Here is a 5338-nt window from a genome sequence, read left to right as displayed (position 1 = left end):
TCGAGCGTCGGCACGGCCGTTACAGCTCGGCCCGGACATTGCACTGGCTCTCCTGTCTGGCCCAGTCGATGCGCCAGCGCAGCGAGAGCGAGTTCTACCTCGACCGCCTCAAACCCGACTGGCTGCCGACCAAGAACCAGCAGCGGCTTGCGATCCTCGTCCCGACGATCAGCGCGGGCCTGAGCGTCATGCTGCTGGGTGGGTTGCTCGCCGGGCCGGCCGTCGGGCTGGTCGGCGGGCTGGCCTTCGGGCTGCTCGTCCGGCTGGTCCCCGAACTACGGGAGTTCGAGCCTGTCGAGAAGGTCCGCTGGGTCCAGTGGTCCCCAAAGACGCGGCACCATGTGCTGGTCGGCGCGCGGACCGGGGCGCTGCGCGCCGGGCTGCTCAGCGTGCTGGGCTCCGGGCTGCTCTTCGGGCTGCTCGGCGGGGTGCCCAGGGTACCCGGCGGGCTGGGTCTGGCCGGTGTGCTGATCTCCAGGCTGGGTAGCGGGCCAGTTCCGGGGCCGGCTGGTGTGCTGGTCGGTGCGCTGGCGTTCGGGCTGGTCACCGTACTCGTCGGTCTTTTGGTCGGTGCAGTGACGTACGCACTGGTCCAAGAGCTGGCGGACGAGCGGTCCACGCCCAACGAAGGAATTCGCAGATCGGCGCGGTACGCCTGCATTTACGGGCTGGTCATCGGGCTGGTGCTCGGGCTGGCCGACGGACCGGTTGTCGGGCTGGGCGGCGTGCTGACCGTCGGGCTGCGCTTTGGGTGGTTGGCCTGCCTCCAGCATCTCACCATTCGCGGCCTGCTGGTCCGCAACGGCGCCGCCCCGTGGCGCTATGTGGACTTTCTCGACGACGCGAAAGACCGGCTGTTCCTGCGCCGAACCGGGAGCGGCTACATCTTCGTTCACCGGCTGCTGCTCGAGCACTTCGCCGAGCTTGACACCGCCCGTGGAGCCAAACCGCGTGAGGCGGCCTTCGCTCGGGGCGTTGATCGTCGGCGACGAGTACCGGGGGTTGCGTTATCCGATGGTTAGCGGACACCGTGTGACGGCTCGATCTGTAGGGCGTGAGAGCGGGGCGGGTAGCGCGCGGATGCCAGCGGTCACCCGACGTCGGCTGCTTGCAGTGGTGGCCGCTGTCCTGGTGTTCGTGGCCGGGGTGGTCGCGCTCGCGCTGTGGGACACACCGCCGGCCTGGCTTGGCGGACCGCAGCGAATGACGATGGCGGTGTTGCGCTGGGCACGCATCCACCTGTTCACGGGTACCGTCGCCGGTCTCGTGGCCACGATCGCCGGGGTGGTCTTGCCGGTCCTGCTGTGGCGCCTAGACCACCGCCAGCCCAAGCGCGACGCCGTTGAAGGGCCACGACGAGACCGCAGCCGGCAAAGCATGCTCAATCAGGTGCGCTACCGGTGGATCGCCGGTGTGCTGGAGCAGTCGCTGACCGAAGAGGTGCGGATCGCGCTGGGGCTGGCGCGCCGCTCGGACGTACTCCAGCGGACCATGAGCATCCGGCGACCTGACGGCCAGTCCGAGTTGCTGGCGGCCGGCACGGAGGTCAGGGAGGTGTTCGAGGACATCGGCCGTGGGTTGTTGATCCTGGGTGTGCCCGGGTCGGGCAAGACCATCGCGCTGTTAGAGCTGGCCCGTGACCTGCTTGAGGACGCTGAAGCCGACCAGACCGAGCCGGTGCCGGTGGTGTTCAACCTGTCCTCGTGGGCGGCACGGCGCCCGCCGCTGGACGAGTGGATGGTCGACGAGCTGCGCGCCAGCTACGACGTGCCCAAGCGGCTAGCCACCCAGTGGGTGGCCGATAGCGAGATCTTGCCGCTGCTCGACGGCCTGGACGAGGTCGCCACCACGCATCGCGCCGACTGTATCGAGGCGATCAATGCCTTCCAGGCGAAGCAGCGTGCCGAGGATGGCCTGGTCCAGTTTGCCGTGTGCTGTCGTACTGAGGAGTACACGGCGCTGTCCGCCCGGTTGCGGGTGGAGGAGGCACTGGAGCTGCAGCCCCCGACCCCTGAGCAGGTCTCCGTTTATCTTCAGAAGGCCGGTGATGCGCTGACCGCCGTGCGGGCTGCGGTCGACGCCGACGAGACCTTGCGGGAGTTCCTGCAGTCGCCGTTGGTGCTCAACATTGTTGCGTTGACTTACCGAGACCGGTGGGCGGGCGCGCTACGGACAGCCGGTACCCGCGAGCAGCGGCTGGCGCTGCTGTTCACCGCGTACATCGAGCGGATGCTCGAGCGTCGGCACGGCCGTTACAGCTCGGCCCGGACATTGCACTGGCTCTCCTGTCTGGCCCAGTCGATGCGCCAGCGCAGCGAGAGCGAGTTCTACCTCGACCGCCTCAAACCCGACTGGCTGCCTACCAGCACCCAGCAGCGGCTTGCGACGCTTGCACCGACGATCAGTGCCGGGCTGGGCGTCGGGCTGGTGCTCGGGCTGGTCGCCGGGTTACTCGGCGGGTTGGGTGTGGGGTTGGCCATCGGGCTTGTCGCCGGGCTGGTCTTCGCCTTCGGGCTGGTCTCTGGGCTGGCCGGCCGTCTGGCGGAGGGCGAACTGGTCGAGCAGGTCCGCTTGGTCCGCTGGTCCCGGGAGGCGCGGCGTCATGTGCTAAAGGGCGCGCTGACCGGCGCGCGGCGTGCCGGGCTGCTCGGCGTGTTGGGCTTCGGGCTGGCCTTCGGGCTCCTTAGCTGGCTGCGCGGCGAGTTGAGCTTCGCGCTGCCCGGCGGGCTGGGGTTGGCCGGTGTGCTGGTCTCCAGGCTGGTCGGCGGGTCGGCCTCAGGGCTGGTCGGGGCGTCGGCGTTTGGGCTGCTCTCTGCGCTGGTTGGTGCGGTGGTTGGTGCGGTGACGTTCGCGCTGGTCAATGGGCTGGCGGACGAGCGATCCACGCCGAACGAGGGGATCCACAGATCGGCACGGTACGCCTGTGCCTACGGGCTGGCCATCGGGCTGGTCTTCGGGTTGGCCGACGGGCTGATCGTCGGGCTAGGCGTCGGGCTTACCGTCGCGCTGCGCTTCGGTGGGCTGGCCTGCCTGCAGCATCTCGCTATACGCGGTCTGCTGGCGCGCAACGGCGCCGCTCCGTTGCGCTATGTGGGTTTCCTTGATGACGCGAAAGACCGGCTGTTCCTGCGCCGAACCGGGAGCGGCTACATCTTCGTCCACCGGCTGCTGTTCGAGCACCTCGCCGAGCTGGACCCCGCCCGCGGAGCCGAACCGCCTGGTGCGCCCCCCGCCCGGGGCGTTGATCGTCCGCGACGTGTGCCGGAGGTTGGGCTACCCGATGGTTGACGGACACCGGGCGACGACTCAGTGGCCGCGAGTGGTGGCCGCTGTCCTGGCGTTCTTAGCCGGGGTGGTCGCGTGGCTCCGCCGTGGTTGGAGCGAGCGCGCGACCGCCTACGAGCAACGCCGAGCCCGTAACCGAGAGTTCATGCTCCGACGGGTGCGCTACCGGTGGATCGCCGGCGTGCTCGATCAGTCGCTGGCCGAAGAGGCGCGCATCGGCCTCGGCGTGATCATCCGACGACCCGGCGGCGAGGCTGAGCAGCTGCCCGCCGGCACGCCGATCAGCGCGGTGTTCAAGCGGATCGGCGGCGGGCTGCTCATCCTCGGCGCGCCCGGGTCCGGCAAGACCACCGCGCTACTTGAGCTGGCCCGCGACTTGCTCGGCGACGCGACGGCCGACGAGACCCAGCCGATGCCGGTCGTATTTCACCTGTCCTCGTGGGCACCCCGGCGACCGCCGCTTGCCGAGTGGCTGGTCGACGAGCTCTACAGCCGCTACGGCGTGTCCCGGCCGATCGCGCGACAATGGCTGGCTGCTGGCGAGGTCCTGCCGCTGCTCGACGGCCTGGACGAGGTCGCTGCCGCGCACCGCGCGGGCTGCGTCGAGGCGATCAACGCGTTCCATCAGGAGCACGGCCCGGTCCGGTTTGCCGTGTGCAGCCGCACCGAGGAGTACGCCGCGCTGGCCGCCCGGCTACGGGTGGAGGAGGCACTCGAGCTGCAGCCCCCAACCCGCGGACAGGTTGCTGTCTATCTTGAGGCCGCCGGCGGTGCGTTGGCCGGCGTGCAAACCGCGCTCGACGCCGACGAGCCCCTCTGGAGGTTTCTGCAGTCCCCGCTGGTGCTCAGCATTACGGCGCTGACCTTCCAAGACCGGCCGGCGGACGCGCTGCGGGCGGCCGGCACGCCTGAGCAGCGGCTGGCGCTGCTGTTCACCGCGTACACCGAGCGGATGTTCGAGCACCACCCCGGCCGCTACGCCCCGGCCCGGATGGCCCACTGGTTGGCCTGGCTCGCTCGGTCGATGCGGGAGCACGACCAAACCGAGCTCCACCTCGATCGGCTCCAGCCGGACTGGCTGCCGAAGAACGCGCAGCAGCGGCTCGTGGCCCTCATCCCGGCGATCGGCGTCGGCCTGTTCGTTGGGTTGTGCGTCGGCCTGTTCGCCGGGCCCGGCTTTGGGCTGCTCGTCGGGCTGATCTTCGGGCTGCTCGCAGGGAGAACGAAGGAAGAGCCAGTCGAGGAGGTCCATTGGTCCTGGCTGAGGCTGCGCGGCAATCTGGCTTTCGTGCTCGTCGGCGGGCTGTGTGTGGGGTTGCTCGCCGGGTTGGTCGGCGGGCCGCTCGTCGGATTGGTCTTCGGGCTGGTCGCTGGACTAGGCGCTGGGCTGGTCTCCGGGCTGTTCACCAGGCTGGCCGACGAACGGCCCACGCCGAACGAAGGGATCCACCGATCGGCACGCGACGCGCTGGTCTTCGGGCTGTTCGTTGGGCTGGTCCTTGGGCCGTTCGTCGGGTTGGCGTTCGGGCTGGGCGTCCGGCTTGCCGGTGGGCTCGCTGGTGGACCGTTCGTCGGTCTGGTCGCGGGGCTGCTCTTTGGGCTGGTCTCCGGGCTGGTCATCGACGGAACAGCCTGCCTGCAGCAGCTCGTCTTGCGCGGCTTGCTCGCCTGGAACGGCTTTGCGCCAGTCCGCTACATCCGCTTTCTCGACGAGGCGGTCGAGCGGCTGCTCCTGCGCCGCACCGGAAACGGCTACCTGTTTGTCCACCGGCTGCTCCTCGAGCACTTCGCCGGGCTGGACGCCACCCTCCCACCCGCCGCAGCCGACCCGACCGTGACCCTTCACCGTGACCCCTCATCCTGAGGCGCCATGATCGGCAAGGCTTAGCCGCTGGGCAGCGCTGCCCGGATCCGTGTCCCGCCTCCCGAGGCTTGACCTGCCCCTAACTTTCCGGACAGTAGACCCACTAAGGTTATACTGGTCCGAAAAGGATAAAAGGTGCCACAATCTCGCAGAAAATTCTCTCCCGAGCTCAGGGAAGAAGCCGTCAAG

3 protein-coding genes are annotated in these 5338 nt (G+C 69.3%); all 3 read left to right on the top strand.

What is annotated here, in order from left to right:
- Positions 1–1022, top strand: a 1022-nt coding sequence (locus ACREP4_RS16880; protein WP_431597359.1) for a hypothetical protein, incomplete at its 5' end; no start/stop codon positions are given.
- A gap of 58 nt (positions 1023–1080) precedes the next feature.
- Positions 1081–3288, top strand: a complete 2208-nt coding sequence (locus tag ACREP4_RS16875; RefSeq protein WP_431597358.1) for an NACHT domain-containing protein — start codon at positions 1081–1083, stop codon at positions 3286–3288.
- A 142-nt stretch (positions 3289–3430) separates the two neighbouring features.
- Positions 3431–5149, top strand: a complete 1719-nt coding sequence (locus ACREP4_RS16870; protein WP_431597357.1) for an NACHT domain-containing protein — start codon at positions 3431–3433, stop codon at positions 5147–5149.
- Positions 5150–5338 lie beyond the last annotated feature (189 nt).

The organism is Stenotrophomonas sp., assembly GCF_050737575.1.
In the GTDB taxonomy this organism is placed as follows: Bacteria; Pseudomonadota; Gammaproteobacteria; order Xanthomonadales; family Xanthomonadaceae; genus Stenotrophomonas.
This window is presented reverse-complemented; position numbering and strand designations above follow the sequence as displayed.